Here is a 15,588-nt window from a genome sequence, read left to right as displayed (position 1 = left end):
CACTCTGTGTGCACCGCCCCTCCGGTTGCGTAACCCATGCGGGTGAAGCAGACAATGAGGGTCGAACTGCCCGAGAAGAGGCGGGAGAGTGCGGTGCGAACCCCCACGGGAACCCTGGTCACGGCCGGTGCGCTCGCCACGGCGCTGCTGGTCACCGGCTGTGGCTCGGACAGCGGCAAGGACACGGCGGCGAGCGGGGAGGTCTTTCTCCAGCCGGTGGCGGCACAGGGCCCCGATCCCTTCACGGACTCCACGGCCACCTCGACGGCTACCCCGCCGCCCGTCACCCGAACGCCGCAGTCCACCCCGGCCTCCGACGGCGTGCGCGCCTACTCCGGGTCCACCCCCGGCCTGTACAGCGGCACCGAGCGCGTCGGCAGCTGCGACGTGGACCGGCAGATCGGCTACCTGACCGCCGACCAGGGCAAGGCGCGCGCCTTCGCCGGGGCCGCCGGCATCTCCCGGGCGGCGATTCCGCAGTATCTGCGCGGCCTCGCGCCCGTCGTGCTGCGCGCCGACACCCGGGTCACCAACCACGGGTACCGCGCCGGACGGACGACCGGCTACCAGTCCGTCCTCCAGGCCGGCACCGCCGTCCTCGTCGACAAGCGGGGCGTGCCCCGCGTGCGCTGTGCCTGCGGCAACCCGCTGAAGCCGCCCGCCGCGATGCAGGGCAGCCCCACCGTGAGCGGCCGCGCCTGGGCGGGCTACCGTCCGGCCCAGGTCGTGGTGGTGACTCCGGCACCCCAGGTGATCACCGACATCACGATCATCAACACCGTCAGCAACACCTGGATCGAACGGCGGATCGGGCACGACGTCCGGCACGACCGGCCCGTGCCCCGGCCGGAACCGCTGACGCCCGGCACCTCGACCCCCAGCGCCCCGAGCCCGGACGAGAGCCTGTCCCCGGACCACGAGAGCACCGAGCCGTCCGGCATGAGCACCGAGCCGTCCGACGAGAGCACCGGCTCGACCACGCACGAGGGAACACCGGAGGGCACACCGTCCGCCTGCGCGACCCCCACCGTCACCGTCACCCCCGGTGCCACCGAGGACGTCCGCACGGAACCGCCGGCCACGGTGGACTGCCCCGGCGCCACCGTCACGGCCACCCCGCCGACGACCGAGCCGCAGAGCCCGCTCACGCCCTCGGACGAGGACACCGTTACCGAGCCCTCGATGCCGGACGCGCCGGAACTCTCCCTCGACGCCTCGGGCGAGATCGGCCCGCAGACCGTGCCGGACACCCCCGACCTGCCCGACGCCGGCGGGCTGATCCCCGACGCGCCCGAGGAGCGGTCCGCTTCCGGCAGCATCTTCGGCAGCCCGACGGATGTCTTCACCGGCTGACGGCGCGCTCCCCGGTCCGCCCGTCCCGGTCGAAGAATCGGACAATTCCTGGCAAGGTGGGCGCATGGTTGATCGGGGAGCGAGCGCCCTGTCACTCCCGGACGACTGGCCCGCCCACCCGGATCCGATCCTGGCGCTCAACCGCATGGGCAGCTTCGACTGGGACCTGGACAACGGTCTGTTCCACATGGACGCCCAGGCCCACGAGGTCTTCGACCTGCGCCCCGACGAGTGGGACGGCCGCCCCGAGAGCCTCGGCGTCCGGGTCCCGCCGGCCGAGGGACACCGCCTCGACACCCTGGTCGCCCAGGCGATCAAGGACGGCAGCGAGAACTACGGCGCCTACTTCCGTCTCCGCCGCCGCGACGGCAGCCTGCGCTGGACCCACACCCAGGGCTACATCCGGCGCGACGGGACCGGCCGCCCGCGCCGCATCATCGGCATCGTCCGGGACGCCACCGACGAGCTGGCCGAGAGTGCCGCGCGCCGGGACCGGGCGGAGGCGGACGAGGCGCGCCGGCAGCAGACCAACGTCGTCGAGCTCACCACCGCCGCGCTGGCGCACGCCCGCACGGTGCAGGACGTCATCGACGTGCTGAAGGACACCCACGGCCTCACCCATCTGGGCGCCACCAGCCTGGTCATGGGCCTGGTCGAGGCGGGCCGGATCCGGCTGATCGCCGAGGGCCCGGCCGGCAGCTTCGTCCCCGGCACCCGCGTCACCCGCATCGACGAGCCGTTCCCGATGAGCGAGGTCGTACGGACCCTCACCCCGCGGTTCATCGAGTCACCGCAGGAGTTCGCGGACGGCTACCCCCAGCTGTGGCCGCACATCACCGGTTTGGACATCACCTCGGCCGCCTATCTGCCGCTGATCGCCCAGGCCCGGCCGATCGGCGCCATGGGCCTGCTCTACAGCGACCGGCGCGGCTTCTCGCCCGAGGACCGCAACGTCCTGGTCGCCCTCGGCAGCAGCATCGCGCAGAGCCTGCAGCGGGCCATGTTCTACGAGCAGGAGAAGGACCTGGCCACCGGCCTCCAGCAGGCGATGCTGCCGCGCACCATCCCCAGCGTCCCCGGCGCCGACGTCGCCGTCCGCTACCGGGCCGGCACCGCGGCGGGCACCCTCGGCCGGGACATCGGCGGCGACTGGTACGACCTGATCCCGCTGCCGGGCGGCCGGGTCGGCGCGGTCATCGGCGACGTCCAGGGCCATGACACCCATGCCGCCGCCGTCATGGGCCAGCTCCGCATCGTGCTGCGGGCCTACGCGGCCGAGGGGCACACCCCCGCGACCGTGATGGCCCGCGCCTCGGTCTTCCTGCACGAACTGGACACCGACCGGTTCGCGACCTGCCTGTACGCCGAGGCCGACCTGTCCACCGGAGTGGTGCAGGTGGTGCGCGCCGGCCATATCGACCCGCTCGTCCGGCAGCCCGACGGCACCTGTCGGCGGGTGGCCGTGGAGGGCGGGCTGCCGCTCGGTCTGTCGGCCGAGTTCGGGAGCCTGGAGTACCCGGTGCGCACCCTCGAACTCGACCCGGGGCACACCCTGCTGCTGTGCACCGACGGCCTGGTGGAACAGCCCGGCATCGACCTCGACGAAGGCATGCAGACACTCACCGCCCTGGTCGCCGACGGCCCGGACGACGTCCGCAAACTCGCCGACCGGCTGATCGAGGTGGCCGAGGAGCGCGGCGGCGACGACGACGTGGCCCTGCTCCTGCTGCGGCGCCGCGGCCTGGACGCCCCGCAGGCCGGCGGGCGGCTCCAGCAGCATGTGGCGCCGGGCGACCCCGAGGCGCTCACCCAGGCCCGGCACATGATCCGCGCCGCCGTGCGGGCCTGGGGCTCCGGCGCGCGGGACGACGAGATCGAGCTGGTCGCCGACGAGCTGATCACCAACGCGCTGATGCACACCGAGGGCGCCGCGATCGTCACCCTGCGGGTGCTCACCGGCACCGACCGGCGGCTGCGGGTGGAGGTCGAGGACTCCTCCAGCGCCCTGCCCCGGCGCCGGGAGGCGGGCGACGACGGGGTGTCCGGCCGCGGTCTGCTCCTGGTGGAGCTGCTGACCGACGTATGGGGAGTGGAGGCCCGCGGCGGCGGCAAGTGCGTGTGGTGCGAGTTCGTGGTGCCGGGGCGGAACTGAGCCGTCCGCGGTGGCACTCTGGAGCTATGCCGGAACTCCCCGAGGTGGAAGCGCTCAAGGACTTCCTCACCGAGCACCTGGTCGGCCACGAGATCGTCCGGGTGCTGCCCGTCGCGATCAGCGTCCTGAAGACGTACGACCCGCCCCTGGCCGCCGTCGAGGGCCACGAGGTCGCCGAGGTGCGCCGGCACGGCAAGTTCCTCGATCTGCGGACGGCGGACGGCCCCCACCTGATCACGCATCTCGCCCGCGCTGGCTGGCTGCACTGGAAGGACCGCCTCCCCGACGGCCCGCCCCGGCCCGGCAAGGGCCCGCTCGCCCTCAGGGTCGCCCTGGAGACCGGCGCGGGCTTCGACCTGACCGAGGCGGGCACCCAGAAACGCCTGGCCGTCTACGTCGTCCGGGACCCGCAGGAGGTCCCGGGCATCGCCCGTCTCGGCCCCGACCCGCTGGCCGACGACTTCGACGAACCCCGGCTGGCGGCCCTCCTGAAGGACGAGCGGCGTCAGCTCAAGGGCGCCCTGCGCGACCAGAGCCTGATCGCGGGCGTCGGCAACGCCTACAGCGACGAGATCCTGCACGCGGCGAAGATGTCCCCCTTCAAACTGGCCGCCAAGCTGACCCCGGAGGAGACGAGCACCCTCTACCGGGCCCTGCGCACCACCCTGACGGAGGCGGTGGACCGCTCCCGGGGCCTGGCGGCGGGCCGGCTGAAGGCGGAGAAGAAGAGCGGGCTGCGCGTCCACGGCCGCACCGGCGAGCCCTGTCCGGTCTGCGGCGACACCGTCCGCGAGGTGTCCTTCAGCGACTCCTCGCTCCAGTACTGCCCGACCTGCCAGACGGGCGGCCACATCCTCGCCGACCGGCGGCTCTCCCGGCTCCTGAAGTAGCGGGGGCGACCGGTCACTTGGTCCGGGGCCACCACTCGAACATCAGGATGGTCGCGTCGTCCCGCAGCCGGTTGCTCGGCGTCTCGATGATCGAGTGGATGAGACGGCGCAGCGTCTCCGGCGCCAGCTCGCCCGCCGCGGTGGCCCGGATGACGTAGTCGGCGAACCGCTCCAGGCCGAACTCGCCGTCCCCGGCCTGTGCCTCCGTCACCCCGTCGGTGTACACGAGCACCCGGTCGCCGGGCTCCAAGGCGATCTCATGGGTCTGCCGCGGCTTCGTCGAGAACCGGCCCGGCAGGCCCATCGGCGGCTCGGGCTCGCGCTCCATGGCGTCCACCAGCAGCCGCCGGCCACGGATCAGCAGCGGCACGGGATGCCCGCAGTTGCTCCAGCGCAGCATCCCGCTCTCCAGGTCGAGCTGAGCGAGGACGCCGGTGCAGAACTGGTCCGGGAGCCACTCCGCCAGGGCGTCGTCCACGCACGACACCAGCTCCGGCAGATCCGCCCCGGTGCGCCGCGCGTTGCGGAAGGCGGCGAGCGACACGGCGGTGGTGAGCCCGGAGGCGAGGTTGTGCCCCATGGCGTCCAGCACCGCGACGTGCAGGGTCGTCTCGGTCAGCGAGTGGTCGAAGGCGTCGCCGCCGATCTCGTAGGCCGGTTCCAGTACCCCGGTGGACACGACGTGCGAGGTGCCGATCGTGCGCGGCGGCAGGAAGGCGCGGAGCATCTCCGCGGGCAGCCGCATCGGCTCGGAGCGGGTGCGCCGGACGAAGGAGTCCTTGTACGCCCGCTTGGACGTGATCATCATGGCCAGCAGGGTGGCGAGCGTCCGGCCGCGGCGCAGGGTGCGCGAGGTGAGGGACGGGGCGTGCACCGCGAGGACGCCGAGCCGCTCCGCGCCGTCCAGCAGGGGGAACCAGGCGGTCAGGCCGCCGTTCTCGGCCTCCTCCACGCGCAGGGACTGCGTGCGGTAGGTCCAGCCCGCGAGCGTGGCGTCGATCTCCAGGGCCGAGGCCACGTCGGTGAGCGGGACGAGCTGGTTCTGCTGGAGGTCGGCGAGGTAGACCACGGAGTGCTGCAGGCCCAGGGACTTGGAGCAGCGGGCCACGGCGGTGGCGAGGTCGAGCGCGGCGTTGGCCGGGTCGGCGAGGAACTCCTCCAGCGGACCTTCGTCGGCGTCGGGCGTCCCCACCTGCGCTCCCCTCGTCGGAACCTGGGCCTACGGGTGTGTCCCCAGCATCGTCACACCGGGGTCCCGGGCCCGCCCGCCGAAGGGGGGCAGCGGGGTTAGTCGGAGGGCAGGGTCACCAGATGCTCCCCGTCCGAGGTGCGGACCTCGTAGTGGGCGATCTCGTGGGTGTGGAAGGCGGCGGCACCCAGCATCGTGTTCTCGCGGGCGTCGTGGCGGGCCACGCTCCAGCTGGTGATCATCTGCTGCGAGCCGTCGCGGCCGACGGCGATCAGCCGGCAGGCGCGGGGGCCCGCACCGTCCTTGACCTTCAGCTCGATCTGCGTGCCCCAGGGCTCGTTCTCGGCCGTCACCTGCGCCCACACCCCGGAGCGTTCGTCGGTGGCCGAGACGCGCCGGGCCGTCGAGCCCTCGTCCGACGCCGTCACCGCGATCCCCGGTGCGGCCAGCGCCACCGCCGCCGACGCGGCCAGGCCGAACAGCAGGCGCCTGCGGCCGGTACGGTGGCGTGCGGCCACCTCGCCCAGCAGGCGCTCCAGCAGCCGGGGGCCCGGGCCCGTCATCGGGTGCACGGAGCGGGGAGTCGCCCTGCGGTACAGCATCAACTGCCGTGTCGCGGGCCCGAATTCGGTCACGTGTGCCGCGCAGCTGGGGCACTCCATGAGGTGATCCTCGAAGCGGAAGGCGTCCGCCTCGTCCAGCACGCCGAGCGCGTACGCGGCGACGTCGCGATGCCTCTCCAGGGACCTCATGCGGAATCCTCGTGCCGTTGGGTGCGGGGTGGGTTACTCCTTGCTCCCACCCGTACGCACCGGACAGCCGAATCACTCAAGCCCCACACAGAATCCCGACCACGGGATTCGGAGCGGCCACGGCGGCGGATTGGTCCCGTGCCGGAAAATTTTCCGCGGACCTCCGCGGCGGGGCCGCGCCTAGAACAGGTGGATCGCCAAGTGCCCGAGCGGAAGCCCCAGTTGCCAGGCCGGCGTCCATACCTTGGGGCCCTCGTCCTCGCCGCCGGGGGCGCCGCCGCCGGGCACCGCGTTCAGGTCCGGCGCGAGCAGCTCGGTCTCCTCCAGCCAGCGCCACGCCGCCTCGGCGAGGTCCAGATCGGGGGCGGGGGCGCCGGACCGGAGCGCTTCGGCGGCCCGCCGCGCCATGCGCTCGCGCACCCAGTCCTGCCACGGCTGGTCGTACGCCGTCAGCGACAGCCAGGTGTCGAGCTGGGACACGACCCGGATGCCCGGGAGCTCACCCCCGGAGTCGGACAGGAAGATCGTCAGCGCCAGCGCGTCCCGGCCGGCGCGGAACTCGAAGGACGTCGGCGGCATGAGATCGCCGGTCCGCAGCAGTTCGTCGGCGATGTACTCGGCGTACAACCACGCCATGGGAACCGTCAGTTCACCGCCGTCGGTGCCGTCGGTGCTCTCTTGACCTCTGTGCTGCATCCCTTCCTGCCTTCCTCCGGTGCGTACGCGTCGCCCGAACCGGGCTTCCAGTCCGGAACACGGATGAAGACAGCCGATTACTCAACCATGGTCCACGGCAAGGCGCTTTACGGAGGTTTGACCCGGCCTTCGGTTTCACCGCAGGTCGGCCGCGTATCCGGGAAGCACCCGGCGCAGGGCGCGCAGCGCGTAGTACGCGCGGGACTTCACGGTACCGGGCGGGATGCCGAGGGTCTGCGCGGCCTCCGCCACACTGGCCCCCTGGAAGTACACCAGCACCAGGACTTCACGGTGCTCCGGAGTGAGTGTCTTCACAGCCTCCCGCACATCGAGGGTGGCGGCCGCCCGCTCCGCGTGGTCGGCGCAGACCCGGGCGTTCTCCAGGATCGCGTCGCCGACCTCGGGGGGCCGCGCCTGCCGGGCCCGCCGCGCGTCGATGGCGAGCCGCCGGCCGACGGTGAGCAGCCAGGGCCGTACGGAGTCGAAGTCGTCGGCGCGCAGGGCCTCGGGATGCTGCCAGGCGCGGACGAGGGTCTCCTGCACCAGATCCTCGGCGCGCTGCCGGTCTCCGTCGCAGAGCCTGAGCAGCAGCGCGAAGAGAGGCCGGCCGTGCTCGCGCTGCAGCGCGGCGAGCTCGTGCTCGGCGGTCGTCCCGTTCATCAGAGTGGTTCCGGCCGTCATGGCCGTATGGCATCGCAGGGCGCCGTTCGAGGACAGGCCGCGCACACGGGTCTGCGGCGGACGGTCGATCGCGTCGACGAACGGTTCGACGAACGGTCTCGGCCATCGTTCGCGTGGGGCCGGACGGGCTAATGGGCGTGTCGGAACCAGGGACCGATGCGTGCTGATTCTTACCTATTGATGTGTAAATACGACTACATCGGGGTGAGAGATGATCGCACGCAGTAGACAGGTGGCCCTGGCCCTCACCGCGGTCCTGGCCGCGGGCGCGGCCTGCCAGGCCGACCGCCACGAGGCCCCGGGCCGTCCCGCCCCCTCCGCCACCGCATCCGGTGGCTTCACCCTCGTCGCCTCCGGTGACGTCCTGCCGCACAGCTCGATCATCGACCGCGCCCGGTTCGACGCGGGCGGCCGGGGCTACGACTTCCGCCCCATGCTCGCCGGGGTCAAACCCCTCGTGACCCGCGCCGACCTGGCCCTGTGCCACATGGAGACCGTCTACGGCGAGAACGGGAACTACACCGGCTACCCCGCCTTCAAGTCCCCGCCTGAGGTCGCCGCGGGCCTCGCCGCCACCGGCTACGACGGCTGCTCGACCGCCTCCAACCACAGCCTCGACGACGGCGCCGACGGCATCCGCCGCACCCTGGACGCCCTGGACCGGGCCGGCGTACGCCATGCCGGATCCGCCCGCACGGAGGCCGAGGCGCGCACGGTCACCGTGCTGCGGGCGGGCCGGGCGCAGGTGGCGCACCTCGCCTACACCTACGGCACCAACGGCTATCCGCTCCCGGCCGGCCGGCCCTGGGCCGTCAACCAGATCGACGAGGGCCGGATCCTCGCCGACGCCGGGGCCGCCCGCCGGGCGGGCGCCGACGTGGTCGTCGTGTCGCTGCACTGGGGCACCGAATGGCAGGACGAGCCCGACCGGCAACAGCTGACCCTGGCCCGCTCGCTCACCGCCGCCCGCACCGGCGACCGTCCGGCCGTCGACCTCATCCTCGGCACCCACGCGCACGTCCCGCAGGCCTACGAGAAGGTCAACGGAACCTGGGTGATCTACGGCATGGGCGACCAGATCGCCGGCCAGATGTTCAATCACGCGGGCGGCCCCGACCCGCGCGGCAACCAGTCCACGCTCGGCCGCTTCACCTTCGCCCCGCCGAAGAGCCCCGGCGGGCGCTGGGAGGTGACCAAGGCCGAATTCGTGCCCCAGCTGTTCGACATCGACGCGGGCCGGGTGGTCAACCTCAACCAGGCGCTCGGACAGGGTGCCGACGTCACGGGAGTGCGGGACCGGATCCGGGACGTGGTGTTCAGCCGCGGGGCGGCCGAGGACGGCCTGGTGATGGGGGAGTAGCCGGCGCCCATGAGCAGCTCGTGAGCCGTGGAGCGGCGCCTCCGGCGCTCAGTCCATGTCGACGTGGTCGAAGGTCCTCAGCATCTCCTTCAGCACCCGCTTGCACGCCCGCAGTTCGGCGTCGGTCAGATCGCCGCCGACCTGCCGGTTCAGGGCGTGCTCGCGCGCGAGGATCGCGTCGATCACCGCCTCGCCCGCGGCCGTGATCCGGATCAGCGAGGACCGCTGGTGCGCCGGGTTGGGCGTGACCTCCGCCCAGCCCTCGGCCACCGCGTCATTGACCATGCGCTGCACGAACTGCCGGGACAGCGCCATGATGCGGCCCATCTGCGGCACCGTCATGGCCCCGTGCCTCCGCAGCAGTCCGAGGACCGACCGGACGCCGACGGACACCCCCTCGACCTGTTCGCCCTGCTCGACCTTCCGCAGTCCGCGGCGGTAGACCGCGCCGATCAGGTCGAACACCTCGGAGACGTGGTGGCCGAGTGCGTCGGGGGGGAGCGGGGCGTCGTTGTCGTTCACCGGAACATCATGCACCGCCCCATCATGACAACCGGGTTGTCAAATCATCCAGAGGATGACACCTTGGTTGTCATGACTGCTGCCGCGGAGCTTCGCTTCTTCCCGTCCGCCGACGGTGACCTCGCCTACCTGGACATCGGCTCGGGGGACCCGGTGGTCCTCCTGCACTGCGGGTTCGTCGACCACCGCTTCTGGGCGGACCAGATACCGGCGCTCGCCGCCGAGTACCGGGTGATCGCGCCGGACGTCCGCGGCCACGGGTTCTCGGCCAACGCGAACGCGCCGTTCCGCTGGGCCGACGACCTCGCCGGACTGCTGCGCCACCTCGACGCCGGGCCCGCGGTCCTGGTCGGGGTGTCGATGGGCGGGGTGATCGCCACGGACACGGTGCTGGAACACCCCGAGCTCGTCCGCGCCGTGGTCACCTGCGGTGCCGCGACCGGCGACCACACCTACACGGACCCGTGGACCCGCGAGATCCTGGCCGAGTACGCGCGCACCCTGGGCGCCGGTGACATCGACGGCTGGCTCGCGGCCTTCCTGCGCGTCGTGCCCGGCGAACACCGCAGTGCCGCGGACATCGACCCCGAGATCCCGCGCCGGCTCAGGGAGATGGCCCTGCACACGATCATGAAGCACACGCCGGGGGAGAAGGACTGGCAGGTGCGCGTGACCGACTCCTGGTCCCGGCTGGCCGGGATCGACGTCCCCGTGCTCGCGCTCAACGGCAGCCTCGAACCGGCCGATCTGCTCGACGCCGCCGACCGCCTCGTCCGCGAGGTGCCGGACGGACGGGCGGAAACCCTCGAGGGCGTCGGCCACTACCTCTCCATGGAGAAGCCGGACGCCTTCAACCGCGCGGTGCTGGAGTTCCTCCGCTCCCTCTGAGCGAGGCCCCCGCCGGGCCGGTCACGGCACCACCGTCACCGGCCAGCGCCCCGCCTTCACCAGCCGGACGGCGACCGAACCGACGATCCGGTGCCCCGCCTGTTCCGAGGCGCCGACCACCACGGCGTCCGCCTTGAGGTCGTCGGCCGCCTTCACCAGGCCGTTGTACGGGTCGCCGCGGACGGTGTGGAACTCCCAGCGCACATCGAATATCCCCTTCGTGCGCTCCGTCGCGTCCCGGATCTGCGCCACCAGATCCTCGGCGATCTCGTCGGTCACCTCGGCGACCGGCGCCCCGAGGGCAGCCCCGGCCGCCATCACCGGCTGGACGTACACCACGGCGAGCAGCGCGTGCTGGCGCCGGGCGAGACCACCCGCGTACGCCGCCGCCCGCAGCGAGGAGTCGGAGCCGTCCACCCCGACCACGATGACCTTGGGCCCGTCCGTGCCCCGCTCGAACCGGTGCGCGTGCTGTTCCGTCACGCGCCGAGGCTATCGGAACCGCAGGTCGCGCCCCCGGGGGGAGGCCCGACGGGCGACGAGGCCGGCGCCGCCGCGCTGCCGGAGCCGTCGGACTCCCGCCGGGGCCGCCCGGCCTCCGCCCCCTCGGTGCACCCCCGCCCCGCACCACTGCGAACGTCCCTGCGCAAACTCCGCAGAAACGGGCACCCGAACGGCGGCCCGCGTCCCGCGAGCACCGCGGCGCCGCGCGCCGACGGCGTTCGGCCTCGCCGGAGGGGACCAGGCCGGGCGCGCCATGCCGGACGCGGACCTGTGCCGACAGGTCCGCGTCCGGCATCGGCAAGGTGTCAACCTCCCGGCGTGAGGCAGTTCCTGATGCGCCACTCCTGACGGCCCGTCATGGGCCGGGCGGGTGGAATCCTGCCGCCGCTGAGGTGTCGTCGTGGTGCGTCGGTGCCCGGCCGGGCGACTGATGAGTCATGCAGAAGGATCCGTTGCTCACCCGGCTGCTCACCCGCCGCCGGGCCCTGCTCGCCGGCGCCACCGCCGTCGGGGCGGCCGGCACCGCCGGGCTGTTCGCGCTGGGCGGGGACACCGAACCGGTCAGGCCCGCCGCCGCCCCGGCCGCGGGCCCCCAGGCGCGCAGCGCCCTCAAGCCCTCCGCCTACCGACTCCAGCCACTGACCGGCTACGGCCCGCCCCGAGCGGTGCCCCGCCGCCCCCTGGTCCGCCGCACCCCGCTGCTGCGGGTCTCCGGCCGCGGCCGGACCATGGTGCTGACCTTCGACGACGGCCCCGACCCGCGCTACACGCCCGCCATCCTGGACACCCTCGCGGAGTACCAGGTGCGGGCGATGTTCTTCGTGTGCGGGGAGATGGCGGCCGCCCGCCCCGATCTGCTGGCCCGCATGGCCGAGGAGGGCCATGTCGTGGGCAACCACACCTGGTCCCACCCGCTGCTGACCCGGCTGACCCGCGGTCAGATCCGCTCCCAGATGGAACGTACCTGCGACATCGTCGAGGAGGCCTGGGGCGAACGGCCCCAGTGGTTCCGCGCCCCCTACGGCGCCTGGAATCGCGCCGCCTTCCAGCTCGGCGCCGAACTGGGCATGGAGCCGCTGGCCTGGACGGTCGACACCCTCGACTGGACCACCCCCGGTGCCCGGACCATCGTCGGCCGGGTGGAGAACGGCGCCGCCCCCGGCGTCGTGGTCCTCTCCCACGATGCCGGGGGCGACCGCTCCCAGAGCGTCCACGCCCTGCGGGACTATCTCCCCGACCTGCTCGACGCCGGCTATCACGTCACCGTTCCCCGGCGGCAGTACGCCTGACGGGCGCCCGCCCGGCCGGGGAACGCTCAGCGGACCTCGACCAGGCGGGCGAAGGCCACCACATTGCCGTCGTAGCCGTTCTGCTTGGAGAAACCGCCGCCGCAGGTGATGACCCGCAATTCCGCGGTCCCCTTGGAGCCGTAGACCCGGTCACCGGGGAAGTTGTTCTTCTCGAACACCTCGATGCCGTAGATCTCGAACACGGCCGTCTTTCCGTCCTTGCGCGCCACCTCGACGCGATTGCCCTTCTTCAGGGCGCCGAGCCCGTAGAACACGGCGGGCCCCTGGCTGTTGTCGACATGGCCCACCACGACCGCGGTGCCCTTCTCGCCGGGCGAGACGGCCCCGGTGAACCAGCCCGCCAGGTTCGGGTCCTCCGGCGGCGGGGCGTCCACCCAGCCCTCGGCGTCCAGGCCGACGGCCAGCATCGGCGCGTCCACCTGGATCGCGGGGATCCTGACCCGGTCGGGCACGGCGTACGGCAGCGGCGCGGGGGCGCCGGCGAAGGTGGCGTCCGGCACCCGGCTGTCGGCCGCGGCGGCCGACGCGGGCTGCGGAGGGCCGACGTCGAATTCCCCCGAACCATTCCGAATGAGCGCGAGGCCGGTCAGCAGAACAAGCGCTATCACGCCCCAAGGAGCACGCTTCTTCCGCTGCTCCTCCTCTTCGGCCAGCTCGGACCCAGACATTCGCTACCCCTCTCGACGCGGCCGTCGCCCCGTCATTCGCGCATACGAGAACGCTAAGTCCCGAGCGGGAAACCGGCGACGGGTGCGGCTGCGAACGGGTGGCTTGGACTCCATTCGGCATCCTGTGGTGCGCCATCCGAGTTGCCGTCGAAAGGAATTTTCTGACGGGCCGTGACCTGCGGCAATATCCGATTGTGCGGTTTTCCTCCGGCGTGTCCTCTCACCAGGACGGACCATTCTCGAAATGCGGCCTCCAGCCGGGCATCTGAGGGTCTTTCTGGGAGGCGCTTTCTCGCCGATCGACCGGGGACGGTTCCCGGGGCGTCTTCCGCGGAGGATCAGATGCGCAACTCTCGTGCCCTGGCGGTGTCAGCGGCGGCGGTCGCCGCCATCGGGCTCGCCGCCCCCGCGGCCGTCGCCTGGGACCAGCCGAGCAACATCGTCGCCCTGCCCAGTGTCATCGCCCGCGGGGGCCAGATGACCATCACCGTCGACGGCTGCCGGCATGGCGGCACCGCGACCTCGAACGCCTTCCCCTCGACCACGCTGTCGCCCATCCACGGCGCCAACGAGACCTCGAAGGGCACCGCGACGATCAACAGCAACGCGAGCCCGGGCACGTACGACATCACCGTCACCTGCTCCGGCAGGACGCTGACCCGTCCGGCCGCGTTCACCGTCATCGGCGGTGTGCGCGGCGGTATCGGCGGCAGCTCCTCCTCGGGGGCCACCCCGACCGACATCGCCATCGGCGGCGGCCTGGTGGCCGCGGCCGTGGTCGGCGGCGGACTGTTCTGGATGCGGCGCAGGTCCGAGAAGGGGATCTGATCCGCATCTCCTCGGGGATCGCACGTCAGTGAAGGCCTTCGCCCCGGCCCCCCTCGCGGGGGAACCGGGGCGAAGGCCTGTGCGTGCGGGACCGGCGTCAGCCGCCGTCCTCCGAGGTGCGCTTGCGGGAGAGGTGGTACGCCGTCCCGAGGGCGCCCGCGATGAGCGCGGCCCCGAGCCCGATCTCCTGGAGGTCGAACCCGGCGAAGGTGCCGCCGCCGCCCGCGTGCACACCCTTGTGGGGATGCTGCAGGGGCTCGGGACGAACGGTGGGCGTACGGCCGCCGGCGATGGTCAGATCCGTCGAGCCGCTGATGCCCTCGCAGGTGAACGTCACCGCGTACGTCGCACCCGGCCTGGCGTCCCAGTCCACGACCGCCGTCGCCCGGGAGTGGCGGGCACGGATGGTGACCGTGTCGAAGACCCCCGAGGTGACCGTCGCCGGTCCCTTGCAGCCGCCGTCCCGGTCGAGGACGAGCGTGACCTGCCCGCCCGGGGCGATGGTGGAGGGCAGGACGCTGAAGCCGAACGGCGTGATGTTCTCCTCGCCCTGCGCCAGGGCGGCCGGCGCGGTGAAAGTGAGGGCGGTCAAGCCCAGCAGTGCGGCCGAAGCGACGCGTATCGCGCGCATGGTGGTTCCTCCGGGTCCCCGAGGAGCAGCTGCGGACTTTTTCCGCTTTCGACAGAAATGCACCTCGATGGTCGAAACGCTAGGAAGGTGTACACACCTGCGCGAACGCAGTCGTACGAATGGGGCAAGCGTGTGGGCCGCTCAGGGGACAGCCGTTCCTGCGGCCGGGGGACGGCGGCGGCGTGGCGCCTTCCGTCCCCCGGGGTGAACTCCCCTCAGCCCTTGACGGCCGGGAAGAGGTTCAGGAACGGCTCCGCGTCCGCCGTGATGCCACGGCTGTAGGGCGCGTCGAAGTCCCAGATGAGGAAGAGCAGGAAGGCGATCAGCGCGGAGAACAGCACGGCGAGGATCAGCTCGCGCGGTGTCCGCCGGATCTGCAGGGCGAGGATCATCCCGATGGTGATGACGGCCCCGGCGATCAGCCCGAACCACACCACCCCCGGCATGGTCTCCCCGGTCGAGTTGGCCCGGGCGTTGCGCGCCTGGTCCGCGGCGGCGACCTGGTCCACGATCGGCTGGTAGGCCTGGGCCTCGAAGTCGGTGCGCGGCTCGTAGTCGGTGACGTCCTCGCGGACGCGCTGGAGGAGCTGGGTGCCGCGCTCGGTGACCTCGCCGTGGTCGGCCATCGCCTGCCACTCGGTGTTCACGACGTGTCCGACATAGGCGTTGACATCCTCCCGAATGCGGTCACGCACCTCGGGCGGGTACACCCGGACCCGCTCCGAGACCTCGTGGAGGGCGACCGCCTCCGACTGGACGTGGTCCTGCGCCGCACTGCGCCCCTCCCACACCCCGGCGATGGCCAGGCCCAGGACGATGGCGTACACCACGCCGATCCACATCGTCATGTACTCGATGACGTCCGGCGTCTCGGAGGGGTCCTCGTCGTCCGCCGCCGTGCGATGGCGGATGAACGTGATGGCGACCACCACGACGCAGGCGGCCAGCATCGCGAGGGTGAGAACAAGCCATTCCGGCAAGGGGTGCCTCCAGGATCAGCGCGGGCGCAGCGCGGCGACGGCGACGATCGCGGGCGCGGCGATGAGCAGGACGAAGGTGAGGGGCGCGGTGGCGCTGCGGTTGGGCGGCCGCTTGGCGGTGGTGCGGTGGCGCGGGTAGTGCACCGGGGCCACGGAGGGGCGCGGGGTGGGCGTGGCCGACGGC

The 15,588-nt window shown here is 72.5% G+C and carries 16 protein-coding genes; 7 read left to right on the top strand and 9 right to left on the bottom strand.

From position 1 onward, the window contains the following. The first annotated feature begins 93 nt into the window (after nt 1-93). The 3 genes from M8H82_RS33465 to M8H82_RS33455 all read left to right on the top strand — a co-directional run bounded on the left by M8H82_RS33465 (nt 94) and on the right by M8H82_RS33455 (nt 4,395). Nucleotides 94-1,353: a DUF6777 domain-containing protein gene (locus M8H82_RS33465; protein WP_250078969.1), complete on the top strand. Its 1,260-nt coding sequence runs from the start codon at nt 94-96 to the stop codon at nt 1,351-1,353. 64 nt (nt 1,354-1,417) lie between these two features. Continuing rightward, entirely contained in the window at nt 1,418-3,505 is a 2,088-nt protein-coding gene (locus M8H82_RS33460; protein ID WP_250078967.1) for a SpoIIE family protein phosphatase, read from the top strand. Nucleotides 3,506-3,531: 26 nt separating this feature from the next. Then, nucleotides 3,532-4,395 carry an Fpg/Nei family DNA glycosylase gene (locus M8H82_RS33455; RefSeq protein WP_250078965.1) on the top strand — a complete coding sequence of 288 codons (864 nt, stop codon included), beginning with the start codon at nt 3,532-3,534 and terminating at the stop codon, nt 4,393-4,395. A 13-nt stretch (nt 4,396-4,408) separates the two neighbouring features. Here the strand turns inward: M8H82_RS33455 and M8H82_RS33450 are convergent, their stop codons facing one another. The 4 genes from M8H82_RS33450 to M8H82_RS33435 all read right to left on the bottom strand — a co-directional run bounded on the left by M8H82_RS33450 (nt 4,409) and on the right by M8H82_RS33435 (nt 7,713). Beyond that, the gene (locus M8H82_RS33450; RefSeq protein WP_250078962.1) at nt 4,409-5,587 is read right to left on the bottom strand and encodes a PP2C family protein-serine/threonine phosphatase; all 1,179 of its coding nucleotides are present in this window, start codon (nt 5,585-5,587) and stop codon (nt 4,409-4,411) included. 95 nt (nt 5,588-5,682) lie between these two features. Next, nucleotides 5,683-6,336, bottom strand: a complete 654-nt coding sequence (locus M8H82_RS33445; protein ID WP_250078959.1) for a zf-HC2 domain-containing protein — start codon at nt 6,334-6,336, stop codon at nt 5,683-5,685. Nucleotides 6,337-6,516: 180 nt separating this feature from the next. Beyond that, nucleotides 6,517-7,032: a hypothetical protein gene (locus M8H82_RS33440; protein WP_250078957.1), complete on the bottom strand. Its 516-nt coding sequence runs from the start codon at nt 7,030-7,032 to the stop codon at nt 6,517-6,519. Nucleotides 7,033-7,167: 135 nt separating this feature from the next. Beyond that, nucleotides 7,168-7,713 (bottom strand): sigma-70 family RNA polymerase sigma factor, encoded by a 546-nt coding sequence (locus tag M8H82_RS33435; RefSeq protein ID WP_250078954.1) that lies wholly within the window; start codon nt 7,711-7,713, stop codon nt 7,168-7,170. Nucleotides 7,714-7,924: 211 nt separating this feature from the next. On the opposite strand from M8H82_RS33435, the gene M8H82_RS33430 reads away from it, so the two are divergent. Further along, complete coding sequence (locus M8H82_RS33430; RefSeq protein WP_250078952.1) at nt 7,925-9,073, top strand: CapA family protein; 1,149 nt, start codon at nt 7,925-7,927, stop codon at nt 9,071-9,073. A 48-nt stretch (nt 9,074-9,121) separates the two neighbouring features. On the opposite strand, the gene M8H82_RS33425 is transcribed toward M8H82_RS33430, so the two are convergent. Next, nucleotides 9,122-9,595 (bottom strand): MarR family winged helix-turn-helix transcriptional regulator, encoded by a 474-nt coding sequence (locus tag M8H82_RS33425; RefSeq protein ID WP_250078950.1) that lies wholly within the window; start codon nt 9,593-9,595, stop codon nt 9,122-9,124. 72 nt (nt 9,596-9,667) lie between these two features. On the opposite strand from M8H82_RS33425, the gene M8H82_RS33420 reads away from it, so the two are divergent. Further along, nucleotides 9,668-10,483 (top strand): alpha/beta fold hydrolase, encoded by an 816-nt coding sequence (locus M8H82_RS33420; RefSeq protein WP_250078948.1) that lies wholly within the window; start codon nt 9,668-9,670, stop codon nt 10,481-10,483. 21 nt (nt 10,484-10,504) lie between these two features. Here M8H82_RS33420 and M8H82_RS33415 read toward each other — a convergent pair whose 3' ends face one another. After that, entirely contained in the window at nt 10,505-10,966 is a 462-nt protein-coding gene (locus tag M8H82_RS33415) for a universal stress protein (RefSeq protein WP_250078946.1), read from the bottom strand. Nucleotides 10,967-11,424: 458 nt separating this feature from the next. Here M8H82_RS33415 and M8H82_RS33410 point away from each other — a divergent pair, with 458 nt between their 5' ends. Further along, nucleotides 11,425-12,276, top strand: coding sequence for a polysaccharide deacetylase family protein (locus M8H82_RS33410; protein WP_250078944.1), 852 nt, complete (start codon nt 11,425-11,427; stop codon nt 12,274-12,276). 26 nt (nt 12,277-12,302) lie between these two features. Here M8H82_RS33410 and M8H82_RS33405 read toward each other — a convergent pair whose 3' ends face one another. Then, the gene (locus M8H82_RS33405; RefSeq protein WP_250078942.1) at nt 12,303-12,965 is read right to left on the bottom strand and encodes a class F sortase; all 663 of its coding nucleotides are present in this window, start codon (nt 12,963-12,965) and stop codon (nt 12,303-12,305) included. A gap of 342 nt (nt 12,966-13,307) precedes the next feature. Between M8H82_RS33405 and M8H82_RS33400 the strand changes: the two genes are divergently transcribed. Next, nucleotides 13,308-13,793, top strand: a complete 486-nt coding sequence (locus tag M8H82_RS33400) for a hypothetical protein (RefSeq protein WP_250078939.1) — start codon at nt 13,308-13,310, stop codon at nt 13,791-13,793. Between the two features lie 97 nt (nt 13,794-13,890). Here the strand turns inward: M8H82_RS33400 and M8H82_RS33395 are convergent, their stop codons facing one another. Both M8H82_RS33395 and M8H82_RS33390 read right to left on the bottom strand, forming a co-directional pair. After that, nucleotides 13,891-14,424 (bottom strand): hypothetical protein, encoded by a 534-nt coding sequence (locus tag M8H82_RS33395; RefSeq protein ID WP_250078937.1) that lies wholly within the window; start codon nt 14,422-14,424, stop codon nt 13,891-13,893. A 215-nt stretch (nt 14,425-14,639) separates the two neighbouring features. Next, nucleotides 14,640-15,404, bottom strand: a complete 765-nt coding sequence (locus tag M8H82_RS33390; RefSeq protein ID WP_250078936.1) for a DUF4239 domain-containing protein — start codon at nt 15,402-15,404, stop codon at nt 14,640-14,642. Nucleotides 15,405-15,588 lie beyond the last annotated feature (184 nt).

It is taken from the genome of Streptomyces sp. YS415 (genome assembly GCF_023544665.1).
Taxonomy (GTDB): Bacteria; Actinomycetota; Actinomycetes; order Streptomycetales; family Streptomycetaceae; genus Streptomyces.
This window is presented reverse-complemented; position numbering and strand designations above follow the sequence as displayed.

What these genes read in the sequence shown, in the direction of transcription:
- M8H82_RS33460 (WP_250078967.1), top strand. Translation starts at nt 1,418, where the DNA reads ATGGTTGATCGGGGAGCGAGCGCCCTGTCACTCCCGGACGACTGGCCC.
- M8H82_RS33455 (WP_250078965.1), top strand. Translation starts at nt 3,532, where the DNA reads ATGCCGGAACTCCCCGAGGTGGAAGCGCTCAAGGACTTCCTCACCGAG.
- M8H82_RS33445 (WP_250078959.1), bottom strand. Translation starts at nt 6,336, where the DNA reads ATGAGGTCCCTGGAGAGGCATCGCGACGTCGCCGCGTACGCGCTCGGC.
- M8H82_RS33440 (WP_250078957.1), bottom strand. Translation starts at nt 7,032, where the DNA reads ATGCAGCACAGAGGTCAAGAGAGCACCGACGGCACCGACGGCGGTGAA.
- M8H82_RS33435 (WP_250078954.1), bottom strand. Translation starts at nt 7,713, where the DNA reads ATGACGGCCGGAACCACTCTGATGAACGGGACGACCGCCGAGCACGAG.
- M8H82_RS33430 (WP_250078952.1), top strand. Translation starts at nt 7,925, where the DNA reads ATGATCGCACGCAGTAGACAGGTGGCCCTGGCCCTCACCGCGGTCCTG.
- M8H82_RS33420 (WP_250078948.1), top strand. Translation starts at nt 9,668, where the DNA reads ATGACTGCTGCCGCGGAGCTTCGCTTCTTCCCGTCCGCCGACGGTGAC.
- M8H82_RS33410 (WP_250078944.1), top strand. Translation starts at nt 11,425, where the DNA reads ATGCAGAAGGATCCGTTGCTCACCCGGCTGCTCACCCGCCGCCGGGCC.
- M8H82_RS33405 (WP_250078942.1), bottom strand. Translation starts at nt 12,965, where the DNA reads ATGTCTGGGTCCGAGCTGGCCGAAGAGGAGGAGCAGCGGAAGAAGCGT.
- M8H82_RS33400 (WP_250078939.1), top strand. Translation starts at nt 13,308, where the DNA reads ATGCGCAACTCTCGTGCCCTGGCGGTGTCAGCGGCGGCGGTCGCCGCC.
- M8H82_RS33395 (WP_250078937.1), bottom strand. Translation starts at nt 14,424, where the DNA reads ATGCGCGCGATACGCGTCGCTTCGGCCGCACTGCTGGGCTTGACCGCC.